Here is a 23,758-nt window from a genome sequence, read left to right on the forward strand (position 1 = left end):
AAAGGCCAATCAAACTCGGAAATAGCTGGTTCTCCGCGAAATCTATTTAGGTAGAGCGTCAGACGAATACCTTGGGGGGTAGAGCACTGGATGGGCTAGGGGGTCTCACCGACTTACCAAACCTAACCAAACTCCGAATACCCAAGAGTACTATCTGGCAGACACACGGCGGGTGCTAAGGTCCGTCGTGGAAAGGGAAACAGCCCTGACCTACAGCTAAGGTCCCCAAGTCATGGTTAAGTGGGAAAGCATGTGAGATTGCTTAGACAACCAGGAGGTTGGCTTAGAAGCAGCCATCCTTTAAAGATAGCGTAACAGCTCACTGGTCAAGCGATCTTGCGGCGAAAATGTAACGGGGCTCAAACCATGCACCGAAGCTTAGGGTTTGCAACTTTGTTGCAAGCGGTAGCGGAGCGTTCCGTAAGCCTGTGAAGGGAGACTCGTGAGAGCTCCTGGAGGTATCGGAAGTGCGAATGATGACATGAGTAGCGACAAAGGGTGTGAGAGACACCCTCGCCGAAAGTCCAAGGGTTCCTGCGCAATGCTAATCAGCGCAGGGTTAGCCGGCCCCTAAGTCGAGGCAGAAATGCGTAGACGATGGGAACCACGTTAATATTCGTGGGCCTGGTGGTAGTGACGGATCTGTAGATTTGTTTCCCCTTATTGGATTGGGGAGGCGATGAGCAGGTTCCAGGAAATAGCTCCACCAACATAGACCGTACCCTAAACCGACACAGGTGGACAGGTAGAGCATACTAAGGCGCTTGAGAGAACTATGCTGAAGGAACTCGGCAAATTGCACGCGTAACTTCGGGATAAGCGTGACCATGTAGTAGGCAACTATTATGTGGTGTCACAAAAGAGGGGGTGGCGACTGTTTACTAAAAACACAGGGCTCTGCGAAGCTGTAAAGCGACGTATAGGGTCTGACGCCTGCCCGGTGCCGGAAGGTTAAAAGGAGAGGTGCAAGCCTTGAATTGAAGCCCCGGTAAACGGCGGCCGTAACTATAACGGTCCTAAGGTAGCGAAATTCCTTGTCGGGTAAGTTCCGACCTGCACGAATGGCGTAACGACTTCCCCACTGTCTCCAGCATAGACTCAGCGAAATTGAATTCCCCGTGAAGATGCGGGGTTCCTGCGGTTAGACGGAAAGACCCCGTGCACCTTTACTATAGCTTTGCGCTGGCATTCGTGTCGGCATGTGCAGAATAGGTGGTAGGCTTTGAAGCAAGGACGCTAGTTCGTGTGGAGCCGCAATATGAGATACCACCCTTATCGACATGGATGTCTAACCGCGGTGTAACAGCACCCGGGACAGCGCATGGTGGGTAGTTTGACTGGGGCGGTCGCCTCCCAAAGAGTAACGGAGGCGCGCGATGGTGGGCTCAGACCGGTCGGAAATCGGTCGTCGAGTGCAATGGCATAAGCCCGCCTGACTGCGAGACTGACAAGTCGAGCAGAGACGAAAGTCGGTCATAGTGATCCGGTGGTCCCGTGTGGAAGGGCCATCGCTCAACGGATAAAAGGTACGCCGGGGATAACAGGCTGATGATGCCCAAGAGTCCATATCGACGGCATTGTTTGGCACCTCGATGTCGGCTCATCACATCCTGGGGCTGGAGCAGGTCCCAAGGGTACGGCTGTTCGCCGTTTAAAGTGGTACGTGAGCTGGGTTTAGAACGTCGTGAGACAGTTCGGTCCCTATCTGCCGTGGGTGTTGGAATATTGAGAAGAGCTGCCCCTAGTACGAGAGGACCGGGGTGGACGAACCTCTGGTGGACCTGTTGTGGCGCCAGCCGCATTGCAGGGTAGCTACGTTCGGACGGGATAACCGCTGAAAGCATCTAAGCGGGAAGCCTCCTTCAAAACTAGTATTCCCTTGAGAGCCGTGGAAGACCACCACGTTGATAGGCTGGATGTGGAAGTGCCGCAAGGCATGAAGCTGACCAGTACTAATAGCTCGATTGACTTGATCGTTCTCATTAATCAATGTCCGTAACGATCGACATTAGATCAAATTACACTCCCTTCTTGGTTGAAAGGGATGTGCACGCCAGAATTCACCTTAATTGCTTTTCGCCGACCTGGTGGCTATTGCGAAGCGCCCAGAACCCGATCCCATTCCGAACTCGACCGTTAAATGCTTCAGCGCCGATGGTACTTTGTCTTAAGGCACGGGAGAGTAGGTCGCTGCCAGGTCTGCCAAAAGCAATTAAGTCTCAATACTGCTTGAAACACAAAAACGCCCCTGCCGGTAACGGTCGGGGCGTTTTTGCGTTTGAATGAACCCGAACCGCCCGGACGAAACATCCAACAAGGGATCGCCATGGTATTCTTGCCAGAGTTGAAGGCCAATTGCGCGCAATGTGCCGCCCTTTGTTGTGTGGCCCCGGCATTTGACCGCTCCTCGCGCTTTGCCATCGACAAGCCGGCGGCAACGCCGTGCCCGAACCTCAAGTTAGATCATTCCTGCGGTATTCATGCGACGCTGAATGAACGCGGTTTTGGCGGCTGTGTGCAGTTTGACTGCCTGGGGGCCGGCCAATATGTGGTGCAGCATATTTTTAAAGGACAATCCTGGCGCGATCACCCGGCGCTGGCCCCCAGGATGTTCGAAGCGTTCCGGGTGATGCGGCGGGTGTATGAGGCGCTGGAATTGCTGCAACTGGCGCGCGACCTGCCGCTTTCTACCCAACAGGCCGCAACACTGCGGGACCTGCAATCAACGCTCTGGCCGGATGAGGGATGGTCGGAGGAGATGCTTCACGCCTATGAGCGTGGGCCGCTGCCGAAGGCGGTTGCCGGGTTTTTGCAAGGCTTGCGGGACCGGGTTGCGGGCGGGCGATAATCGCTGCTGCCTTTAACGGGTTCTGTTGGACTTTGCTTGACAGAGGCGGTCAGGGCGTTACCCCTTTCTGATCGTTTACGCTTTCAGAAGAGGCATGCCCGTGGCCAAATTTCATTCCTATTCGCCGCAAGACGGACACGGGCTCAAGCATAGTCCTTTCAAGGCGCTGATTGCGCCACGGCCGATCGGCTGGATCTCGTCGGTCTCGGCGACGGGGGCTGTGAACCTTGCGCCCTATTCGTTTTTCAATGCCTTTTGTGAACTGCCGCCGATCATCGGGTTCTGTTCCTATGGACGCAAGGACAGCCTTAACAATATCGAGGCGACCGGGGAATTCGTCCATAATGTCGTGGGCGGTGCGCTCGCGTCTGTGATGAACCAGACCAGCGGCAATTATCCGCACGGGATCAGCGAAATGGACGAGGTGGGGCTTGCGGCGATCGCGTCTGACATTGTGGCCCCGCCGCGTGTTGCGGGCGCGCCCGCGGCCATGGAATGCAAGCTGATTGAAATCAAACAGCTGCAGGATACCGCCGGCACCAAGGCTGAATGCTATCTGGTGCTCGGTGAGGTGGTGCGTATCCATATCGATACGGCATTCCTTAAAGACGGGTTGGTGGATGAGACGGCGCTGGCGGCGGTGTCGCGGCTTGGCTATTTCAGTTTCTCCAGGGTGGACAACCTGTTCTCCATGACACGCCCAAAATTCTGACCTGGTTGCACAACCGATTTTCCCGCCCCGGCGCTTTTTTTTATCGGTATTGCCATAAAAAACACCTGATCGTCGGGCAAGTGACAGGCTCGAAGGCCAAACCTACCGGGATTGTTATGTTATTGATCACGCGCCACGCGGCGTTGCTCGCCGCCCTGATTTTCACTTCATTTGCAAGTGTGCTGCCGGCTTCTGCCCTGTCGCTCATGGATCCGTTCAACGTGCCGGGCACGATGGATGGCGGAGTGACAACGCTGGGCCAGGATATTGTTTACGGACCGCTTGAACGCCACAAGCTCGATGTCTATGCGCCGGAGAACAGTCTTGAGAAATCGGCGCCTGTAGTCATTTTTCTCTATGGCGGGGCCTGGAAACAGGGGACCAAAGCCGATTATCCGTTTGCCGGGCACGCGCTGGCGGCCCGTGGGTTTGTAACCGTTATTCCCGATTACCGGCTGGTGCCCGAGGTGCAATATCCCGAATTTCTCAGCGATAATGCGGTGGCGGTGAAATGGGTCGAGGATAATATTTCCCGTTATGGCGGCGATCCGCAACGGGTCTATCTGATGGGGCATTCGGCCGGTGCCTATAATGCGGTGATGCTGGGCATGGACCGGGCCTATCTGCGCGATGCCGGGGTGAGCATTCCGATACGCGGCGTGGTCGGACTGGCTGGGCCCTATGCGGTTTATCCGTTCGAATTCAAGGAATTGCAGGATGCGTTCGGCAATGTCGATAATCCGCAAATGACCCAGCCGATCAACCTGCCGACGGTTGAGACCGTGCCGATGTTTTTGGGGCATGGCAGCAATGACCTGATCGTCAATGTCGAGAATACCGTACGCATGCAGAAAAAGCTGCTGACCGACAATCGGGCGATCGTGGCCAAGGTTTATGACAGTCTGGGGCATATGGAGGTGGTGACAGCGCTCTCGACAGTATGGCGCTGGCGTTCGCCGGTTCTGGACGATGTGGTCGACTTTCTGAAAGCGGAAGGCGCGTTTGATCCGGAGAGCTTTGGGCCGGTTGACCTTGTCAAACCGATCAAAGCCAGCGTTGAATAGACTGTGGCAGCGTGATTGATGGAACAGGCTGTTCGATTGCAGGGGCTTAATCAGACGAGGCTGTGCGCCATATCATAGATAATGAGGCGCGCCATTGCGCCTTGCTTGTCAGGAGGCTGATATGTCGATCCGTCCGGTTAAAAACACTGTTGCCGCGCAGCCGACGCTTGAGGGCGCCGGGGTGAAACTGCATCGCGCTTTCGGGTTTCATAATCCCGGCGAGCTTGACCCCTTTCTGCTGTTTGATGATTTCCGCAACGAGAACCCCGAGGATTATCTGAAGGGATTTCCCTGGCACCCGCATCGCGGCATCGAGACGATCACCTATGTGCTGTCCGGCTCGGTGGATCATGGCGACAGCCTTGGGAATACCGGCACGCTGGGCGCAGGTGATGTGCAATGGATGACTGCCGGTTCGGGGATCATGCATCAAGAAATGCCCAAGGGGAACGAGAAGGGGCAGATGCACGGGTTTCAGCTCTGGGCCAATTTGCCCGCCTCAATGAAGATGACCTCACCGCGCTATCAGGATATCGAGGGCAAGGATATTCCCGAGATCATCGATGATGACGGCACCGTTGTGCGCGTGGTTGTTGGTTCGTTCTGGGGCAAGAAGGGGCCGGTCGACGGGATCGCCGCTGATCCGCAATATCTCGACATCTCGGTGCCACCGGGTGTGCGCAAGGTTTTCAAGGTGGATACGTCACGCAATGCCTTTGCCTATGTGTTTGAGGGATCGGGATCGTTCCGCGATGCGTCAAACCCGGTGGGGATTTTGACCGAGAAGGAAGTGGATGGGCAGGAAGTGCATATCCGGGACATGTCCGGGGACCGCACGCTGATCTATTTCGATACCGGCGATGAGGTGACCATTCAGGCCGGAGACCATGGTGTGCGGTTTTTGCTGGTTTCTGGCAAACCGCTGAAGGAGCCTGTGGCCTGGCATGGTCCGATTGTAATGAACACGCGCGCCGAGCTCATGCAGGCGGTCAGCGAACTGCAATCGGGCAATTTCATCAAGGAAAGCGCTGCAGGCTGGCGTGGTGAGTGATCCAATCTGCTCAGGAATCGTATAGATTCCTGAGCATGGACCATTTGAGATATAGCGGCCTGACCGCCACAGAACAGCGCGCCATATTGGCGGAGATGATTAGCGATGATCCCGTGCTCACGGGCGCGTTGCGGATTTTGCGTGATCTTGAGCTGCCGGATTCCTGGGTGGTTTCGGGGGCCATTTACAATAATGTGTGGAACCGGCTGACCAACCGGGCTCCCATGCATGCGGTCAAGGATATCGATATCTTCTATTTCGATGCCACTGATCTGAGCTATGACGCTGAGGATGTGGTGATCCGTCGGGCGGCGCCGCTATTTGCCGATATGCCGGTGCCGGTGGAAATCCGCAATCAGGCGCGGGTGCATTTGTGGTTCAAGGATCATTTTGGCCTGCCGCTCAGCCCCTTGAAATCGTCGCGCCATTCCATTGACGGGTTTGCGGCCAAAACCCATGCGGTTGGGGTGCGGCTGATGGCCGATGACCAGCTTGATATCTATGCGCCGTTCGGGCTGGAGCCGATTTTCGGCTTTCGGATATTGCCCAATCCGGTCAATGCCAATCGCGGTGCATATGAAGCCAAGGGTGTACGCGCCAAGGCGGCATGGCCTGAACTTGTTGTGGAGCCCTGGGAATGACCCGTTCGGCGCTTGGCTGGCTTGATTTGCTGATGCCCAGAGATGGCGGCACCCAAAAGCTTGCCGCAGATATTGCCTATGGCCCAAAGGCGCGGCACCGGCTGGATATTTATGCGCCCAAGGCGCACGACCTGCCTCGGCCGGTGGTGTTTTTTATCTATGGCGGTGGCTGGGACAGTGGCGACAAGGCCGAATATCAGTTTGCCGGGCATGCCATGGCTGCGGCGGGATTTGTGGCCGTGGTAGCGGATTACAGGGTGCTGCCCGAGGTGCGCTATCCGGGGTTTCTGGAAGATGGCGCATTGGCGCTTTCCTGGGTGCTCGACACGGTGGCCAGCTATGGTGGCGATCCGGCGCAGATCTTTTTGATGGGGCATTCCGCCGGGGCTTATAATGCGGTGATGCTGGGGCTGGACGGTGGGCGCTTTGGCGCGCCGGCGCTTGGTGAGCGTTTGCGCGGGATTGTTGGTCTTTCCGGGCCGTATGACTTTTATCCGTTTGATGTGCCTGCCAGCATTGCGGCGTTCTCTGTGGCACCAGAGCCGCTTTTGACCCAGCCGATCAATGTGGTGCCGCCCAAACCGGTGCCGGTGTTTCTGGGGCACGGGAGCCGCGACAAGACCTGCCTGCCGCGCAATACAATTGCGCTGGGCAAAAGCCTGCGGCAAGCGGGGGGTGAGGTGACGGAGCGCCATTATGACAATCTGGCGCATCCGGGGCCATTGCTGTCGCTGTTTCCGGCCTTGCGCTGGCGGGCGCCGGTTTATCGCGACGTTGTTGCTTTCCTGCGCGCCAAGACCAGTGCCGGGGAATTCAGTTAGAGGCTGGTCCATTCGATGACCGCGTCAAGCGCCAGGGCGCGCTCGGCTGTCATTTGCAACTGGCAGCTGCTGGCATAGAGCGAACGGATCGTGCCTTCCTGCCAATAGGTGTACTGGAAACCGCATTCGGCATCCCGGAAATCCATCCATGCCCGTTGGGCTGTGCGCAAGGCCGCAAAGGTTTCCGCATCGAGCGCGTCCTCAAGGGTCGTATAATTGTGGTTGAGCATTTCATCCCACCATGCGGTTTCGCGCATTGTGCAGCTGGCCATGCCCATGGTGGTCTGGCCATCCGGTTCTTCCTGGCAGGCAGCGGATGCCACACCGATGCACTCGCGATAGCGGGGTGTTGCGGGGTCGTCCTGATCCAGATTGATATCGGTGACCGCCTCGAAACAGTTTTGCAGGTGCTCAGCGTCCTCAGGCGAATAGGCGGGTTCAGCGGCAGTGACCGGTGTGGTGATGGTCAGCGCAATAGCGAGGGCAAGAACGTGTTTCATTTTGATGGTCCTTCTTTCAGGCCCGCGACGAGATTGCGGGCTGATGAGAAAAATTCCCGGTAGAGAATAGAGGCGAAAATCACAATGGTGGCCCCAATGGCCGCGATTGGCGAGATGAACCAGGCCACCATGCCGATGGCGAAATAATAGGCCCGAATGCCCTGATTGAAATTGCGGGCACCCAAAGTGTTGAGCGCTGTGATGACCCGGATTTCGGCGGGGTCTGGATTTTCGGTGTGGTCGGCGGCGCCGAGCATGATGCAGAAATGATTGAACTGGCGCAGGGACAAGGTGAACGAGAGAAAGGCCAGAACGAACAACGCGAGCACAATGATGAGGTGCCGTTCGATATCGCCGCGGGAAATGATCTGGTCGGGCTGGATGATGGTGACAGCGTTGAGAACCGCGTCTATCTGGCCGAACACGGCGAACATGGCCAGGATAAGCAGAACGGTGGTTGAGGCGAAAAACGAAACCGAACTCATCAGATTGCCTGACAGAATGGCATCGAGAGGCGTGTCGCGGTGAACCGCGTTCTCCACCCAGCGGCGGCGCTGCACACTCATGATCATCGATAGTGAGGGGCGCACGACCTCGATACGGGCGGCCAGAAGCCCGTAGAGAAAGAAACAGATCAGTGGAAACAGTGAGCCGCCCAGTGCCATTAGATGCCATCCATATTGGATCAATCGTGCACCATTTCTAACTCTGGCGCTGGCCAAGTCAAACGGGTGGCTGGGGTTACGCAGTGTCTTTGCGGCGGCAGGCGCAGGAAAAGCCTGATGCATGTGGGGTTGCAGCAGGCTTTATTATTGCATCAGACCGTGCGTGGAAAACGCCGGTGGAGCGAGGCAATGCCGCGCAGGGCCTGTTCATCAAGGGTGATATCGGCGGCACCGATATCGGACTTGAGTTGCTCCATCGAGGTGGCGCCGATGATGACCGAGGTCATGAAGGGGCGCGACAGCGCGAAGGCCAGTGCCATCTGGCAGACATCAAGCCCATGGTCACGGGCCAGGTTCATATAGCAGCGGATGGCCGGTTCGGAGAACTCGTTGTGGCGATAAATGCCACCAGTCCAGGCACCGCGTGTACCCTCGGGCAGCGCGCCGCCAAGATATTTGCCGCTGATGACGCCGGCGGCGAGGGGGGAATAGGCGAGCAGGCCAACGTCCTCGTGGTGGGTGAGTTCGGCCAGATCATGATCATAGAGGCGGCGCAGCAGCGAATATTCGTTCTGCACCGAGACGACGCGCGGCAGACCATGGGTTTCGGACAGGCTGAGATATTTCATGATGCCCCAGGCCGTCTCGTTGGAAAGGCCGAGATGACGGATCTTGCCTTCCTTGATCAAGGTGTCCGCCCCTTCCAGAATTTCCTGGAGCTGCTCGACAGCTGTCTCCCGATCCTGGGTGTTGGCATCGTAATCCCAGTAATTCTCAAAATGATAGTGCCCGCGCGTGGGCCAGTGAATCTGGTACAAATCGATATAGTCGGTCTGCAGGCGCTTGAGGCTGTTCTCAACCGCTTCGCGCATGGTGGCGATTGTGGGGCGCGCGCCGTCGCGCACCCAGGGGCGGCCGGGGCCGGCCATTTTGCTGGCGAGGATCCACTGGTCGCGCTTGCCGGTATTCTTGAACCATGAACCGATATATTCCTCGGTCTTGCCATAGGTTTCAGCGGTTGGCGGGACGGCGTACATTTCGGCGGTGTCCATGAAATTGACACCCTGTTCAAGCGCATAGTCGATCTGCGCATGGGCTTCGGCTTCTGAATTCTGTTGACCCCATGTCATGGTGCCAAGGCATATTTCGGTGACTTCGACGTCGGTGCGGCCGAGCTTGTTCTTTTTCATGGCGGGAGTTCCTCATACAACGAAAGCGCGCGAACCCTAGGGTTCGGCGGGGGGCATGGCAAGGTTAAGCGCCTGCGGAAAGTGGAGATTTCAAAAAACTGTCACTTTGATCCGGATTAGGACTTCACAAGTCCATTCCGACCCCCTATATAGGCGTCCTGCACCGCACTGGTGCGAGGCCAGTCCCCTAAAGAGATGACTGACCCAATGCTGGAGCTTTTCGGTTCCTGCAGATGTTTTTGGCGCGGGGTGGAGCAGCCCGGTAGCTCGTCAGGCTCATAACCTGAAGGTCGCAGGTTCAAATCCTGCCCCCGCAACCAAAATCCAGTTTCCGCAAAATTTATGGATGCCGGATCGCATTTGGTCCGTGTTTTCAGCCGCGTTTATTGCGCGTCAGCGTGAGCGCGGTGCATGTCCGCGTTCAGGTGTTTCCGGTCCGCTGGCGTGCCTTGTCGGATGCGTCTTCGTCGTTCTCGAACTTTGCCAAAGTGTTGGCGCGCACTTCCGGGCGTCCCAGCAGGAAACCCTGAATGCCGAAGCATTTTTCTGCGGTCAGGAAGTCCAGCTGTTCCCGCGTTTCCACACCTTCCGCCACGATAGGCATGTTCAGTCCGCGCCCCAGCCCAATGACTGCGCGTACAATCTCGCGGGCGTGCTGGTCCTCTCCGATTCTACCGATGAATGAGCGGTCGATCTTGAGTTTGTCGAAGGGGAAGGATTGCAGGTAGCTCAGGGATGAATATCCGGTGCCGAAATCGTCCATCGCAATCCGGACGCCCATTTGCTTGATGCGGTTTAGAATATCGAGTGCCCGCGGGAAATCGTGCACAAGAACACCTTCGGTAATTTCGATTTCAAGCCGGTTTGGATCGAGATCCGTCTCCAGCAAGATTTCGCTGAGAAGGGCAGGCAGATCGCCGTGCCGGAACTGTAACGGGGACAGGTTGACGGCAATGGCGTATTTTTCGTCCCATTGTGTCGCTTCCGCGCATGCGGTTTTCAGCGCCCAGGCGCCAATATCCACGATCAAGCCGCTTTCCTCGGCGACCGGAATGAATTCGACCGGGGAAATGGCGCCGTGTTCGGGGTGCTGCCAGCGCAGAAGCGCTTCAAACCCTGTGATTTCGCCATCCACCGTGGACTGGGGCTGGTAGTGCAGTGACAACTCCCCACGGGACAAGGCGACGCGCAGATCCTGCGCCAGACGCCGGCGATTATGGATGCGCTTGTCCATTTCCGGTTCGAAGAACCGATAGGTGGCCCGCCCTTCTTCCTTGGCCCGATAAAGGGCTGCATCCGAGGCGTTGAGCAATGCCTCAACGTCGGCACCGTTTTCAGGGTAGACGGCAATGCCGGCGCTGAGATTGACCAATATGCGGTTGCCGTTGATTTCAACCTCGGTGCCTGCCTCCTGCAGCAGCGTTTCCGCCATTTCTCCGATTCCTGCATGATAGTCGCACAGGAACACGAACTCATCGCCTCCGAGCCGGGCGACAAAGCAGTCTTTGGCAAAATTTGCAAAGCGCCGCCCGATCTCTTTGAGAAGGGCATCGCCGGAACCGTGGCCAAACACGTCGTTGACGTCTTTGAAGCGGTCGAGATCCACAGAGATTACGCAAAACGACGTGCCCAGAATGCGCGCCTCTTCCATAACATTATTGAGCCGGTTGGAGAAAGCGGCCCGGTTGGGCAAGCCCGTCAGCGGATCGTGCCAGGCCAGATATTCCACCTGCTGCTCCGCCCGCTTCCGGTCGGTGATATCGGCATGGGTGGTCACTATAAGTCCATTGCCAATCGGCCTGTCGAGAATCTCGATCAGCCGACCTTGCACTTCAATGTTCTTGCGAAATTCCTCACCGCGGGCGAGCGCTGCGAATGTGTCTTCGAATACCTTTCGCGCATCATCGAACAAATGATCAAAATGACCTAAATCGAGAATTTCCCAAATCGTGAGGTCCGAGGGGCCAAACTGGTCAGCACCCGCACCTGGTGGGGGTGTGTGGTCCATCCCGTAGATGCGCCCGAACTCAAGATTGTGGGCCAGCAAGCGACCTTCCATCGACACCAGTCCCGCACCGAAGGGGAGATTGTTGATCAATGTCTCGAGGGCGTCGATCTCGCCGACAGTTGCCGTTACCGGTTGCTGCGTCGATCCAGAATTCATAACTAATACCATTCGCTTACATGACGCGTCCCGTATTAAGCATCGAATAGAGTGTTTAAGAATTGGTGGGAGAAACGGCTGTGCTGATCAATTTTTGGGCAATTTTGCCGTCATGTTTAAATTTGGGTAAAGGGACTTGTTTGTCTCAGCAATAGTCGGGCCCAACCAGCTCAGGTCATCCATACAGGTTCGGAAACGTCCAGTGGGGCGATTGGGCGGCGGATGTTTTTGTAGGGAATTTTGGCCGGGTCGGGCGGGTAGGGACCGCCACAGTTTACATAAATGATATCGGCAGCGATGGGTGCAAAAGCTGGATAGAAGTGGCTGGCTGATTTCACCGCGACGATTTTTTTCTGCTTGAGCGCGATGCCCAGTTTTTCAAAAACGGCGGGATGAAATGTTTGGGCGCGCTTGCTGGCGAGGATCACATCCAGATTGCCGATCCGAATGGAAACCGCGGCACCCAGTGACACCCAGCTGGCCTGAAACGGGATCACCAGATCGTTTGTTGTGGCAATGACTTCGATATTAGCGTCTACAGGTGTGCCGGAACTGGCTGCGGCCTTGCCGCCGAAACGCAGGTTCAGCCGGGCGCCCGGCCCTGCAGCGTGGCAGAACGAGACGGCGACCGGATCCCATAAGGCACCAGCCGCCGCCGGGATGTCGGGCCGGTTCAACAGGGCGTTGACTAAAAATGTGCTGTCGCCGGCCACGCCGCCGCCGGGATTGTCCCAGCGGTCGACCAGAATAACCGGCCCCTGATCCGCCGCAGCGGCCTTGGCGACAGCTTCCGCTGGCGGGGGCATATATGGCATCCGGTTGGACCCGAAATCGAGAACGCGCTTGCCGAGTGCTGCGGCAACCTGACGGCCTTTTGCGGTATCATTGTCGGTAATGGCGATGATGCGGGTGCCAACATCGGCAATATCGGCGGCAGGAAAGCCGTGAACCACCGATACGCTGAGCAGGCCCTCTTGCCCCTCCATCGCCAGCATGTCGTCCACCAGTTCGCGCCCGGGGCTGCGGCTTGTCATGAAATTGGCGATTGCCCGCAGGTCGAGCACTTGCATATCTGGGGTGATTTCGCCACGGCCGGCACGCAATGCGAGATCAACCATGTCTTCGCCCCGTTCCAGAAAATCGGAATGGGGAACCTCTTTGAAGGTGACGATGATTGAACTGGCCTCGACCATTTTGTCGGTCAGGTGGCAATGTGGATCGAGTTCGACACCGATGATGGCGCTGTCGCCGACGATGGCGCGCGCCCGGCTTAACAGGTCGCCCTCGCAATCGTCGTAGCCCTCGGCGATCATGGCGCCATGCAGGCCGAACAGAGCAATATCGAGCGGCATGGCTTGTTTAAGTTGTTCGAGGATTTCATCGCGCAGCGATTCATAGGCCTGGCGGGCGACCAGACCTGCGGGCTCGGCCCAGGCGGCTGTGCCCTCGATCAATGTGAAGCCTTCTTCGCGAGCCCTGCGGCGCGCGGCAATAAAGGGCGCGGAACAAAGGGTTGGTGTTTCCGGGTGCTGGCCGGGTGGTGCGTAAAAGGCTTCCTCGAATGCCCCACGGTCGACGCGGATAGGCGAAAAAGTGTTGGTTTCAGTGGCAAGCGACGCCACGAATACCCTTGAAGCGGGCATGGTCAAGGCTTTCATTTTTCCGGGAGGATGCGTAAATCCATCAGGCTGTTCTTGGCGGCGCGGAGCCGTTCGAGCAGGGCCGAACCGCCACGCAGGGCGATGGTGGTGGTGATGATATCGAGCAGCACCGCATGGGCGATGCGCGAAATCATTGGCGCATAGATTTCTGTGTTCTCATGTGCGTCTATGCCCAAGACGATGTCTGAGGCTGCGGAAAGCGCGGTGCCCGGCCGCGTGATGCTGACGACGGTAGCGCCGCATTCCCGGGCCTTTATGGCCATGGCCTCGATATCGCGCACCATGCCTGTGTGGGAAAAGCAAAGCGCGACGTCACCTGGCCGGAGGCTGGCTGCTGCCAGACGCTGCAGATGCGTGTCGTCATAGGTGATCACTGGAATGCCGAACCGCATCAGCTTGTGTTGTGCTTCCATTGCCAGAATGCGCGCGGCACCAGTGCCGTAGCAGTCGATGCGCGGCGCTGTGGCCAGAATGTCGATGACCTTGTCCAGCACTGACTGATCGATGGAGCTGCGCATCGCGGTGAGCGCGTAGATGCTGGAATCGACCACTTTGTTGATGACGTCGCCGAGTGGGTCGTCAAAGCTGACATCGCTATGAACGTAAGGGGTGCCTGACACAATGCTTTGCCCGGTACGCAGCTTCAGCTCCGGGTAGCTCGACAAACCCATGGCACGTACAAATCGCAACACAGTGGGCTGGCTGACGCCTACGGCCTCTGCGAGCCTTGCGATGGACATATGGATAATCTGGTCGGGCTGGTTGAGCACGAATTCGGCCACGCGCCGTTCCGATGGCGACAGCGCGCTCTTTTGTGCCGCCAACAGGCTCAAAAAGCGCTCTTCTACGGGTTGTGAATCCTCCACGCTACTATGCCTTCCCTTTGTGACTATTCAAATGCAAACAGAGCTTCCACCTCGATACAGGCACCCAGAGGCAAAGTGGCCACGCCTATGGTGGTGCGGCTGTGGCGCCCGGCCTCGCCCATAATCTCAACGATCATATCCGATGCGCCGTTCATTGCAGCACCAAGTGTGGTGAAATCAGGATCAGCATTTACAAACCCGCCAAGCCGGACACAAGATCGCAGGCGATCGAGGCTGGAAAGCGCTGCCTGCGCCTGCGCGAGAATTTGCAGCAGACAAAGCTGTGCGGCCTCATATCCGACCTCTGTCGTAACTTTGCTCCCTATCTTGCCCTTGTGTATTTCGGCAATGGTTCCGTCCTGTCCCATGCAGAGTTGCCCGGAGACAAAAAGCAGGTTCCCCTCAATCTTGGTTGGGATGTAATTCCCTTTTTTATTAGATACTTGAGGTAATATAACCCCCATATCTTCGAGGCGCTTTTCGATGGATTTCGTGGCGGGCATAGCGTGGTTCCGTAGGTTTTCGACAAGAGAATATTGTGTAGGAAAGTCAAAACTATATACCAATTTGGAACGTTGACGAACAAGTTTTTGTAATTTATCTACATATTCATGGTCGAAGGATAATTCATCGGCCGACATCACCTTGCATATGGGGTTTTGATATGAGTGCATCACATGCCGTGCGCATGATCAGTGATCCGCTTACGGGTCAACAACGGCTTCAGCTTGCAAATCTACCGACCCCGCTGGAGGCCGCGCCGCGTCTGGCTGAACATGCCGGGCTGACGTCACTATTCATCAAGCGCGAGGATATGAGCGGGTACGCGCTGGGTGGCAACAAGTTGCGTCAGATTGATTTCATTCTCGCTGAGGCCGTGGCCCAGCAGGCCGATGTCGTGGTCACTACGGCCGGCAGTCAGTCAAATTTCTGCCGGTCCCTGGCGGGAGCAGCGGCCAAGTTGGGGCTGGGCTGTCATTTGCATTTGCGCGCGAAAATGGGGATCGAGCCGGTGGGTAACCTGCTTCTCGACGATATATTCGGTGCCCGTATCAGCTTTACGCAGCGCACTGACCCGTGGGATCCGGCCATTCGCGGGGAAATGGATGCGATTGCACAAGGATATCGTGAAGAAGGCCGCACCCCATATGTCGCCCAGTTAACCGGCGTCAGCGCACCCTTGGGGGTGGCGGGCTGGATGTCCGGTGCGGCAGAGCTTTTGTCGGATTTTGAACGCGTCGGCGTGACGCCGGACGTGGTTATTTCGGTTTGCGGATCCGGCCTGACGGCGGGCGGGCTTGCGCTTGGTTTCAAGCATTTAGGTTCGCGGGTCCGCGTGTTGGGCGTGAGTGCGCAGCAACCAGAGCAAAGATTGCGCGACTGGATTGTGTCCACTGCCAATGAAGCCGCTGATGCCCTTGGGTTTGCAACGCGTTTGGAGCCGGGTGATCTGGATATCGTGGATAATCAAATTGCGCCCGGTTACGGGATGCCCTCGCCGGCCAGTATTGCGGCTGTCCGTGTGGCGGGGCGGCTGGAAGGGCTTGTGCTGGATCCTGTTTACACAGGCAAAGGCATGGCCGCGCTGCTGGCGGAAGCTGGGGGTGGTCTTCTGGCAGGTAAATCGGTGGTGTTCCTGCATTCAGGCGGCACGCCGGGGCTGTTCAACCATGCCGGTGCCTTTGCTGCGAAAGAAGCGGATTAATGCCGGACAAAGCGGCGCCTGCGGGACCGGCCCGGCTCGAGGTCGAGCTTGAAAAAACCGGACGTCATTTCGGCGAAATGTTTGTGCCCTATTCGCACGACCGGTCTGCCTATGGGCGCATCAGCGTGCCCGTTGCCGTGGTCAGGGGTGGGCCCGGCCCCACTTTATTGTGTGTGGCGGGTATTCACGGTGATGAATATGAGGGGCAGATCGCCTTGATGCGTCTGGCGCATCTGCTGGATTTTAACAAGCTTTCGGGGCGCGTTGTCATTGTGCCGATGGCCAACCCTCCGGCCTCAATGGCGGCGCGTCGAACCTCGCCGGTGGATGGGGTGAATATGGCCCGTTGTTTTCCCGGAAAGGCCGATGGAAGCCCCAGCGAACAACTGGCCGAAGGCATGAGCCGGCTATTATTGCCGCTGGCCGACTGCGTTGTCGATTTTCATAGCGGGGGCAGCACACTCGATTATCTGCCCTGTGCGTTTGGCCGCCTGCCGGACGTGCCTGCGCTGGCCAACAGGGTGCTTGATCTGATGCAGGCTTTCGGCGCGCCGCATACTTTTGTGGTGACGCGGCCTGAGGCGAGTGCGACCTTTGTGTCGGCAGCGCTGGAGAAGGGGGTGCCGGCGATGGCAACAGAGCTGGGGGGCGCTGGTCAGGTGACGCGGCAAACCCTCGATGTCGCCTGGCAGGGCCTGTTTAACATTCTCGCCTTTATGGGCATGATTGCAGGTGTGCCCAAATCGCCGACACGGCTGATGGAGGTGTTGCCCGGGGCTTTCCTGCGCGCGCCGGGTGCGGGCATGTTCGAGCCTGCAACCAGCCTGGGCGCGATGGTTGAGGCCGGGGATATTGCCGGGCGGCTTTGGAATTCAGACAGGCTGGAGCGGGCGCCTGAAGACCTGTTTATGCCCGATGAGGGTATGGTTGTGTGCAGACGGGTTCCGGTGAGGTGTGAGCGCGCAGACGTGCTGCTGCATCTGGCCCGAGACGTTTCAGTGCCCGATTTGCTGCGGCGATAGCCGGGTTTTGTCACCAAAATAAAAGGGGGCTGTTGCCCCCTTTTTTTGTTTTGCTGGTTGAAGCTTACGATGTGGGAACGAGTGGCTTTACCCGGGACACCAGATCCTCCATGGCCTGTTCGGGCGTCTTGATGCCGAGCAGGACGGTTTCCGCTTCTTCCTTGAAATAATCCGCTGCACGTGCCGCTTCGTCGAATGCGGGCAATGGTACGCGCGAAACGGCGAGCACCTTGCGTTCGGCCTGGGAATACGACAAGGCATCGACAATGCGCGGGTCGTCATATGTCGAATTGCGGATCGGGCCGTTACCGTTCAGAGCGGCGGCAACCGTGGATTCGGGAGAGGACATGTTCTTGATGAACTGCCATGCAAGATCTTTGTTCTGGCTGTTCTTGGGGATGGCCATGCTCCAGAATTCGACCTTGGTCGGCGCAACGTCATACTTGCCCTTCAGTTCCTCGGCGACAGGGAAATAGGTTGTCTTGATCTTTCCCGCCGTCTGGGATTTTTCGGGGTCATTGTAAAGTCTGTTGCGGCTCATTGAACTCATGGCCATCGCGGCGCGTCCGGTCTGCATCCATGTGTTGGCGTCTTCCGCCTTCATGCCCAGCAGATTGCGGGGCACAGCGCCTGCATCGTGCAGTTCCTTGATTGCTTTGAGGGCCTTGATCATTGCTGGTGAGTTGGCCACGACTTCGAAATCTGCTGTGATGAAATCGGCATCCCAGGCCCGTGCAAAAGCGATCACTTCGGGATAGGCGAGACCGGGCAGGATGAAGCCCACTGCCGGCGTGCCGTTGGGCCGTTCGCCGGTGCAGCGTTTGGCCACATCGATGAACTCTTCGATCGTTTCCGGCGGCGAATCGACCCCGCATTCCGCGAAAATCTCTTCGTTGTAATGCAAGCCTGTGGACGCGTGGCGGAACGGCACGGCGAACAGCTGGCCATCGAAGGTCACCGCATCGACAAGGCCGGTGAAAATATCATCGAACTTGTCGATAGGATCGCTTTGCATATAGCCGTCGAGCGGCTCGAATAATGATGTCACGCGGGGGGTGGCATAGGTGTTGAGCAGAAAGGCCACATCGACCGTTGTCTGGTCGAGGGAAGCTTCGCGGAATACCCTGTCGTGCAGCGGGCCTGTTTCAAACGTCACCCAGTTAACCGCAGCGCCGGTCGCTTGTGTGAAGGCGGTGGTGACATCGCCGCCTGCCGTGCCGATGGAAACATTCTTCATGACCCGGTGGGCAAATACATTGACCTCGCCGCTCTGGGCAAAGCTGATGCCGCCCATATATGGCGCGGCGCAGGTCGCGGTGGTCCCGGCGAGAAAGTGCCTTCTCGTTAAACGCATCGTCTTTCCTCCATTATAAGTGCTCTCGCTCACGCGAGGCCTCGTCCCTGTCTGGCAGGGTGTGGTAGAATAATTACACAAATTTGCCAGTTGCAAGCGAAAAACCGCGTTGACAGCCATAATTTTTTAGTTTTACTACATAGTCAACCCGGCCAGAATGAGCTGGAACACCTTGGGAATGCGCTTGCGCGGCCCGGTCATCCACATATGGGAGTATGCATGCCAAAATCAGGCGTCAAAGTCCGGTCTTCCAACCTGCCAGCGTTATTCATGATCACGCCAGTGCAGCTGATGGTTATCTCGATGATCTTCATCCCCGTGCTGTATGTGGGGTGGCTTAGCCTGAACGAATCCTCGTTTGGACAAGCGCCGCTGTTTGTTGGTCTGGACAATTACATCAATGTGCTCAGCGACCCTTATTTCTGGAAATCGCTAAGCAATACCGTGATTGTGGTTCTGGTTGTCGTGCATCTCGAGCTGTTGCTGGGGGTTGGGGTGGCCATGCTTTTTGCCAGTGGTGTGCCGGCCCGTCCGCTCATGCTCGCGGCGGTGCTTGCTCCCTATGCGGTGAGCGAAATCAGCGCCGTTGTGATGTGGCGGTATCTGTTTGATTATGACGTTGGTTTCGGCACGCAGTTTCTGAGCTTGCTGGGCTTGCCGCTGCTGGAATGGTCGATCAACCCCACCCATGGCCTTTTATTGATTGCGCTGCTCAGCATCTGGCTGCACCTGCCATTTACCTTTGTCATTCTATACGCCGCGCGCCTTGCAATTCCGGGAGATCTTTATGAGGCGGCGAGTGTGGACGGGGCCACAGCCTTCCAGAAATTCCGGCGCATTACGCTGCCCCTGCTGATGCCGGCCATGCTGATTGCCATGCTGTTCCGCTACATCTTTGCCTTCCGGATTTTCTCGGAGGTCTGGCTGCTGACGGGGGGCGGGCCGGCGCGGCAGACCGAGGTTCTGGCCGTCTATCTGTATCTTGAGGCCTTCCGCTACAACGCGTTCGGCAAAGCTGCGGCCACCGGGTGGCTGCTGGTCATTGCTTCCTTGCTTCTCGCGCTTTGGTATCTGCGCCGGCTCTACAAGGAGATGTTTGCCAATTATGCCTGATTTCCTGAGAAAAATCCTCAAGGCCATTGCCGTGTGCCTGGTGTTGTTCTGGTCGCTGGTGCCGATTGTGCTGATCGTGGTGTCGTCGTTCAAAGCGGATAAAGACATATTCTCCGCACCGCCGCAGATCCTGTTTGCGCCGACCTTTGACAATTACGTGGCTTTGTGGACCCGCTGGGGCGACTTCTTCCACGCGCTTCTTAACAGCGCCATCATTACGGTGGGCGCCACTGTTCTCGCCGTTTTGTCGAGCGCGCTGGCCGGTTACGCCTATTCGCGCTTCCGTCATCCGGCTCTTGCGGGCAGTGCCTTCTTTCTGATTTTCGTCCGGTTGATTCCGCCCATCGTCGTCACACTGCCCTTGTTTCCGGCGGTGAATGCAATGGGTCTCAATGACACGCATATTCTATTGATCGTTCTTTATGCCACGTTCTTTGTGTCGCTCGGCACATTGGTGATGCGGACCTTCATGGACCAGATTCCCCGTGAGCTGGACGAGGCGGCTCATATTGACGGGGCGACGCGTCTGCAAATCCTGCGCAAGATTATTTTCCCGCTTGCGGCGCAGGGGATGGTTGCCGTGTCGGTGTTCGTTCTTGTGTTCTCCTGGAACGAGTTCATTTTCGCATTCATTTTCACGACTACCAATGCCAAGACCGCGCCCCTCGTCATTTCAGAAATGTACGGTGCGGTTGAGGGCGTGGAGTGGGGTGTGCTTTTTGCTGCCTCCACCGTCCAACTCCTGCCCGTGTTGCTTTTCGTCATCCTTGCGCAAAAGCACCTGGTGGCCGGCCTCACAGCCGGCGCCACAAAGGGTTAGTCAGATCTCATGCAAAACAGAGAGTTCCACATGCGTTCCAATTCATCCACTGCGTCTCAATCCACTATGCATCCGGACATTGCGCTTGGCCGGTTTGACCCCATGCGGCGCATTATCGCGCTGGACGATTTCGATCGCGGCTTTTGCGGCTGGACGCAACTCGTCGGCAATTATGAAGATGATCTGGATGCGATGTTGCCCGGCTATGCGCAGCACAGCTCGCCCATGCTGTCGACATTGGGGCATTGGGACGCAGGATCCCATGGCGGCGTTGACGGTGATTACGCATTGAAGATTGCGACCCGTCCCGAGGCAGGTGCCCAGAATACAGCAATCAAGCGGCTGACGTTTCGCAAGGCAGGGCCCATTCGGCTGGAGGCCTATGTGACCTTCAAGCCCGAGGCGACGGAACTGAAACTGTCGGAAACCGATGTGCGCTCGTTTGGGTTTCTGTTCGATCTGCAAAGCGGTGATCAATCCGGGCCGGGCAGTGAACGCGTGATGCCGCATTTGCGCTTTCTCAATGCCAGTGATGGTGAGCATGTTCAGAAATGGCAATTCAAGCGTGAAGCTGTGCCAATCGTGCCGATCGGTTCAGAGAACAAGACCATTTCACACTACCACCTGGCGCCAGATGGCTGGGAGGACCTGCCGGGCGGGGAGCAACGCCTGTGCTATAACGAGATACCCACCAAGGTGAACTGGCATTATCTCAGATTTGATTTCGACCTCGAGGCGATGGCGTGCACCCACTTTCAGTGCAACGACCGCAGTTTTGACATGTCCGGTTTCGACTCCTTGCGCATCCCCGCGATGAAAAATCTCTGGTGCATGCTCAACGTCGCCTTTTTTGCAGAAACCGATACCGGAAAGCGGACCTTTCTCTATCTCGACTCGGTTTGTCTTTCGGGAGATTTTTGATGCGTATGAGCACCAGCGCCGTGATTGCGCGGAATGTGGAGTGGTCCGACAAGGCCTGTAGCGAGCCTTACGAGGCCGGATGGGCCGATACGGCAATCTTTTTCGTACGTGCCCTGAAGCCGGGATCGGGTATGGCCGGGCGGGCTTTTCTTGAAATCTCGCCGGACGGGATGCATTGGGTGCGCGAGGGCAGCAGTTTTGACCTGCCTACGGGCAAGGACGAGGTTTCGTTTCTGCGGATAAGTCATTTTGGCACCTGGGTGCGGCTGGCGTGTGAATTCGCGCCGGAAAGTTCGTTACGGGTGCTGGTCACCCTGCATTTGAAGAGCTGAATGATGGACGCACAGATGATCTCATCCCCACCCTCGACAATCATACGCGCGATAGACGTGCATCCGTTGCGCGTTCAGCTGCCCAAGCCGCAAAAGACATCGCAGGCATTATGGGAATCCCTTGAACTCGTTGTGGTGGAAGTTCACACCGATTCTGGATTGACCGGGATCGGCGAAGGCCTGGCGCGGGCCGGGGCCGCCGGCTATGCCCGGCTTATCGAGGATGCGCTGGTGCCCCTGCTGATCGGGGAGGATGCGCGCGATTGCCGGCGGCTCTGGAAGAAAATGCGGTCGGTGGTTACCGGGCGTCCCGGCGGACAGATCATTGAGGCAATGGCGGCGCTGGATATCGCATTCTGGGACATTGCGGGCAAAGCCGCCAACATGCCGGTTTACCGTTTGCTTGGCGGCATGGGGCGTCAGCAGGTGCGCGCCTACGCTTCGTCGATCAACTGGTATGATGATGCAACCGTCGAACAGGAGGTGGCGCGCGTCAGGGAGATGGGGTTCTCCGAGATCAAGGTGAAAGTGGGCCGCGATGTTGCCGCGGCAGCGAACCGCGCCCGGTTTGTGCGTGAACTGGCACCGGATGCGATGCTGTCTGTGGACGCCAATTGGGCGTTTGATCTCGACGAGGCCATGCAGCTGGGGCGTGTTCTGGCAGATCTGGGATATGATTTTTTCGAAGAGCCGATCGCCCCGCATGATCGCGAAGGTTACAAGCGTCTCGGGGGCAACCTGCCTATTCGCATCGCCGCCGGCGAGAGCGATTTTGTCGCCTCTGAGGCGCTGACATCGCTCCAGGACCGTAGTGTGGGCATGATCCAGCCCGATGTCACCCGTTCGGGCGGGATCACAGAGACATGGCGGATCGCCGAACTGGCTGCCGCCCATAACGTGGCCTATGCGCCGCACGTTGGATGGTCGGGGGGCATATGCGTGGCAGCGAGCCTTCATCTTGCCGCGGCGGCGGAAAGTTTCCGCACGTTTGAATGCATGGTGTTCGACAACCCGCTGAGAACGTCGCTGTGTGTGCCGCTTGTCGGCGATTGTACGCAGCTCAAGGACGGCCAACTGGCGGTGCCCGACGCGCCGGGTCTCGGTGTGAGCCTCGATCAGAGCGTGGTGCGGGCACATCGCATCAACCCGACCCTTTCCTAGTTTTGCCGGGAGTAGCGCAGAATGTCATCAGTCACCCTTCGCAACGTGTCGAAATCCTTCGGTAACGTCCAAGTCATCAACGGCATAAATGCCGAAATAAAGGATGGTGAGTTTGTCATTCTTATCGGACCGTCAGGGTGCGGGAAGTCCACGCTCTTGCGCATGATTGCAGGGCTTGAAGATATTACCGACGGCGAAATCGCCATCAATGACACGGTCGTCAACAATTTGGCATCCAAGGACCGGGACATTGCGATGGTCTTCCAAAGCTATGCGCTTTATCCGCATCTCACGGTCCGCTCCAACATGGCGTTTTCCATGGAGTTGCGCAAAGCGCCCAAACACGAAATCGAGGAGCGCGTGAACACGGCGGCGGAAACGCTGGGTCTGTCGGCGCTGCTCGATCGCTATCCGCGGCAGCTTTCCGGGGGGCAGCGTCAGCGCGTCGCGATGGGGCGGGCTATCGTGCGTGACCCGCAGGTTTTCCTGTTTGACGAGCCTTTGTCCAACCTCGACGCCAAGCTGCGGGTGCAGATGCGTGTGGAAATCAAGGCATTGCACCAGCGGTTACGCACGACGACGGTCTATGTGACGCATGATCAGATGGAAGCCATGACCATGGCGGACAAGATCATTGTGATGAAGGATGGCGTTGTCGAGCAAATCGGCGCGCCGATTGATCTATATGATAACCCGGCAAATGCGTTTGTGGCGCAGTTCATCGGCAGCCCTGCCATGAATATTCTGCCCGGCATTGTCGGCGAAGAGCAAACCGTGGAGCGCAATGGCTTCAAGCTGCCGCTGCCGCCCGCATTGCGGGAGCGGGCGCGCGCCGGGCAGGCTGTGCAGTATGGCATTCGTCCCGAACATCTCGCCCTTGCAGAAGAAGGCCTTCCCTTCAACGTTGATGTTGTGGAGCCCACCGGGTCCGATACCATGATCTATGGCAGGCTCGATGATCAGCCGGTTGTGGTGAACATTCGCGACCGGGTAGATGTGCGCGCCGGCGATCTCATCCATATTCGGCCCAATCTTGAAAAGGTGCTGGCTTTCGACGCAGAAACCGGCGGCCGGATTTAGGCGTTGATCTGACCTCAGGCAATATTGCCGGCTCTAGTGTTGTGCACACTCCGGGCAGGGCGTTGAC

22 protein-coding genes, 1 tRNA gene and 2 rRNA genes (1 of these 25 only partly in view) are annotated in these 23,758 nt (G+C 57.4%); 17 read left to right on the forward strand and 8 right to left on the reverse strand.

The annotated features are described in order from the left end of the window. From L1P08_RS12950 to L1P08_RS12985, 8 genes are all read left to right on the forward strand, one after another. Positions 1-1,977: ribosomal RNA gene (locus tag L1P08_RS12950) — 23S ribosomal RNA — on the forward strand (it extends 745 nt beyond the left edge of the window). A gap of 106 nt (positions 1,978-2,083) precedes the next feature. Next, positions 2,084-2,199: ribosomal RNA gene (gene rrf / locus L1P08_RS12955) — 5S ribosomal RNA — on the forward strand. 127 nt (positions 2,200-2,326) lie between these two features. Further along, positions 2,327-2,848 carry a hypothetical protein gene (locus tag L1P08_RS12960; RefSeq protein ID WP_303617419.1) on the forward strand — a complete coding sequence of 174 codons (522 nt, stop codon included), beginning with the start codon at positions 2,327-2,329 and terminating at the stop codon, positions 2,846-2,848. Between the two features lie 100 nt (positions 2,849-2,948). Continuing rightward, complete coding sequence (locus L1P08_RS12965) at positions 2,949-3,560, forward strand: flavin reductase family protein (protein ID WP_303617420.1); 612 nt, start codon at positions 2,949-2,951, stop codon at positions 3,558-3,560. Between the two features lie 122 nt (positions 3,561-3,682). Continuing rightward, positions 3,683-4,624, forward strand: a complete 942-nt coding sequence (locus L1P08_RS12970; protein ID WP_303617421.1) for an alpha/beta hydrolase — start codon at positions 3,683-3,685, stop codon at positions 4,622-4,624. Between the two features lie 121 nt (positions 4,625-4,745). After that, positions 4,746-5,675, forward strand: a complete 930-nt coding sequence (locus tag L1P08_RS12975) for a pirin family protein (protein ID WP_303617422.1) — start codon at positions 4,746-4,748, stop codon at positions 5,673-5,675. Positions 5,676-5,710: 35 nt separating this feature from the next. Continuing rightward, positions 5,711-6,316: a nucleotidyltransferase family protein gene (locus L1P08_RS12980; protein WP_303617423.1), complete on the forward strand. Its 606-nt coding sequence runs from the start codon at positions 5,711-5,713 to the stop codon at positions 6,314-6,316. After that, on the forward strand, positions 6,313-7,137 hold the full coding sequence (locus L1P08_RS12985) for an alpha/beta hydrolase (protein WP_303617424.1): 825 nt from the start codon (positions 6,313-6,315) through the stop codon (positions 7,135-7,137). Before L1P08_RS12980 ends, L1P08_RS12985 begins: the two co-directional genes overlap by 4 nt. Here L1P08_RS12985 and L1P08_RS12990 read toward each other — a convergent pair. The 3 genes from L1P08_RS12990 to L1P08_RS13000 form a co-directional block, all read right to left on the reverse strand. Beyond that, positions 7,134-7,637 carry a lysozyme inhibitor LprI family protein gene (locus L1P08_RS12990; protein ID WP_303617425.1) on the reverse strand — a complete coding sequence of 168 codons (504 nt, stop codon included), beginning with the start codon at positions 7,635-7,637 and terminating at the stop codon, positions 7,134-7,136. The two genes, L1P08_RS12985 and L1P08_RS12990, sit on opposite strands and share 4 nt — an antisense overlap. Next, the gene (locus L1P08_RS12995) at positions 7,634-8,302 is read right to left on the reverse strand and encodes a DUF599 domain-containing protein (RefSeq protein WP_303617426.1); all 669 of its coding nucleotides are present in this window, start codon (positions 8,300-8,302) and stop codon (positions 7,634-7,636) included. Before L1P08_RS12995 ends, L1P08_RS12990 begins: the two co-directional genes overlap by 4 nt. Positions 8,303-8,454: 152 nt before the next feature. Continuing rightward, positions 8,455-9,492, reverse strand: a complete 1,038-nt coding sequence (locus tag L1P08_RS13000; RefSeq protein WP_303617427.1) for an aldo/keto reductase — start codon at positions 9,490-9,492, stop codon at positions 8,455-8,457. 243 nt (positions 9,493-9,735) lie between these two features. Between L1P08_RS13000 and L1P08_RS13005 the strand changes: the two genes are divergently transcribed. Continuing rightward, a tRNA-Met gene (locus L1P08_RS13005) sits at positions 9,736-9,812 on the forward strand. Between the two features lie 101 nt (positions 9,813-9,913). Here the strand turns inward: L1P08_RS13005 and L1P08_RS13010 are convergent. The 4 genes from L1P08_RS13010 to L1P08_RS13025 all read right to left on the reverse strand — a co-directional run bounded on the left by L1P08_RS13010 (position 9,914) and on the right by L1P08_RS13025 (position 14,686). Next, positions 9,914-11,656 (reverse strand): putative bifunctional diguanylate cyclase/phosphodiesterase, encoded by a 1,743-nt coding sequence (locus L1P08_RS13010; protein WP_303617428.1) that lies wholly within the window; start codon positions 11,654-11,656, stop codon positions 9,914-9,916. Positions 11,657-11,826: 170 nt separating this feature from the next. Further along, positions 11,827-13,314 (reverse strand): M81 family metallopeptidase, encoded by a 1,488-nt coding sequence (locus tag L1P08_RS13015; RefSeq protein ID WP_303617429.1) that lies wholly within the window; start codon positions 13,312-13,314, stop codon positions 11,827-11,829. After that, complete coding sequence (locus tag L1P08_RS13020; RefSeq protein WP_303617430.1) at positions 13,311-14,183, reverse strand: SIS domain-containing protein; 873 nt, start codon at positions 14,181-14,183, stop codon at positions 13,311-13,313. The genes L1P08_RS13015 and L1P08_RS13020 overlap by 4 nt, the downstream gene beginning before the upstream one ends. 23 nt (positions 14,184-14,206) lie before the next feature. After that, complete coding sequence (locus tag L1P08_RS13025) at positions 14,207-14,686, reverse strand: RidA family protein (protein ID WP_303619568.1); 480 nt, start codon at positions 14,684-14,686, stop codon at positions 14,207-14,209. Between the two features lie 161 nt (positions 14,687-14,847). Between L1P08_RS13025 and L1P08_RS13030 the strand changes: the two genes are divergently transcribed. Beyond that, complete coding sequence (locus L1P08_RS13030; RefSeq protein ID WP_303617431.1) at positions 14,848-15,888, forward strand: pyridoxal-phosphate dependent enzyme; 1,041 nt, start codon at positions 14,848-14,850, stop codon at positions 15,886-15,888. Then, positions 15,888-16,910 (forward strand): succinylglutamate desuccinylase/aspartoacylase family protein, encoded by a 1,023-nt coding sequence (locus tag L1P08_RS13035; protein ID WP_303617432.1) that lies wholly within the window; start codon positions 15,888-15,890, stop codon positions 16,908-16,910. Before L1P08_RS13030 ends, L1P08_RS13035 begins: the two co-directional genes overlap by 1 nt. 64 nt (positions 16,911-16,974) lie before the next feature. Here L1P08_RS13035 and L1P08_RS13040 read toward each other — a convergent pair whose 3' ends face one another. Then, positions 16,975-18,264 (reverse strand): ABC transporter substrate-binding protein, encoded by a 1,290-nt coding sequence (locus L1P08_RS13040; RefSeq protein WP_303617433.1) that lies wholly within the window; start codon positions 18,262-18,264, stop codon positions 16,975-16,977. Positions 18,265-18,354: 90 nt separating this feature from the next. On the opposite strand from L1P08_RS13040, the gene L1P08_RS13045 reads away from it, so the two are divergent. The 6 genes from L1P08_RS13045 to L1P08_RS13070 are packed head-to-tail and all read left to right on the forward strand — an operon-like array spanning position 18,355 to position 23,691. Next, positions 18,355-19,377 carry a carbohydrate ABC transporter permease gene (locus L1P08_RS13045; RefSeq protein ID WP_303617434.1) on the forward strand — a complete coding sequence of 341 codons (1,023 nt, stop codon included), beginning with the start codon at positions 18,355-18,357 and terminating at the stop codon, positions 19,375-19,377. Beyond that, a complete protein-coding gene (locus tag L1P08_RS13050) occupies positions 19,370-20,197 on the forward strand; it encodes a carbohydrate ABC transporter permease (RefSeq protein ID WP_303617435.1) in 828 nt (275 codons plus the stop codon). Before L1P08_RS13045 ends, L1P08_RS13050 begins: the two co-directional genes overlap by 8 nt. A gap of 30 nt (positions 20,198-20,227) precedes the next feature. After that, on the forward strand, positions 20,228-21,118 hold the full coding sequence (locus L1P08_RS13055; protein ID WP_303617436.1) for a DUF6772 family protein: 891 nt from the start codon (positions 20,228-20,230) through the stop codon (positions 21,116-21,118). Beyond that, positions 21,118-21,450, forward strand: coding sequence for a hypothetical protein (locus L1P08_RS13060; protein WP_303617437.1), 333 nt, complete (start codon positions 21,118-21,120; stop codon positions 21,448-21,450). The genes L1P08_RS13055 and L1P08_RS13060 overlap by 1 nt, the downstream gene beginning before the upstream one ends. Further along, on the forward strand, positions 21,451-22,611 hold the full coding sequence (locus L1P08_RS13065) for a mandelate racemase/muconate lactonizing enzyme family protein (protein ID WP_303617438.1): 1,161 nt from the start codon (positions 21,451-21,453) through the stop codon (positions 22,609-22,611). Positions 22,612-22,632: 21 nt separating this feature from the next. Further along, a complete protein-coding gene (locus tag L1P08_RS13070; RefSeq protein ID WP_303617439.1) occupies positions 22,633-23,691 on the forward strand; it encodes an ABC transporter ATP-binding protein in 1,059 nt (352 codons plus the stop codon). The last annotated feature ends 67 nt before the right edge of the window (positions 23,692-23,758 follow it).

The sequence above is a fragment of the Mariluticola halotolerans genome, from assembly GCF_021611515.1.
Classification (GTDB): domain Bacteria; phylum Pseudomonadota; class Alphaproteobacteria; order Rhizobiales; family Devosiaceae; genus Mariluticola; species Mariluticola halotolerans.